The 400-nt window shown below is 48.0% G+C and carries 1 protein-coding gene; it reads right to left on the bottom strand.

Annotated elements, in window-relative coordinates; genetic code table 11:
* Positions 1–400, bottom strand: a 400-nt coding sequence (locus B7P34_RS36415; protein WP_189383302.1) for a phage protein Gp36 family protein, incomplete at both ends; no start/stop codon positions are given.

Here is a 400-nt window from a genome sequence, read left to right as displayed (position 1 = left end):
TAGTACTCATGATCGAACTTGGTGTTACTGCCCATTCTGAGCGTTGATTTGGTGCTGCCTGTACTGTCCAACCGGAGCGGATAATTCGCTGATATCGTGCCTTTCGAGAGAGCTGTGAGATAAGCTATGTCGGCGTTGTAAGCCTCCTTGACACGCTCGAATATGATATCTATATTGTGACGTCGGCAGATGAAATAGAGCGCAATATTTTTGACGATCGCAACGATCTCAGGATGTCGTTCGAAGCCTGTGGCGGAGAATATCTTAACGGTATCGTACCGGTTGTGCAGGTAGGAGCTTACCCGGCTCTCGGCCGCAGCAAGGCATTCGATCGTAATTGTATCGGTATTGTCGGTAATCTCTCGAAGCTTATAGTCGTCGATTACCGTATTCATTTCGG

The organism is Streptosporangium nondiastaticum (genome assembly GCF_003011965.1).
Lineage (GTDB): Bacteria > Actinomycetota > Actinomycetes > Streptomycetales > Streptomycetaceae > Streptomyces > Streptomyces nondiastaticus.
This window is presented reverse-complemented; position numbering and strand designations above follow the sequence as displayed.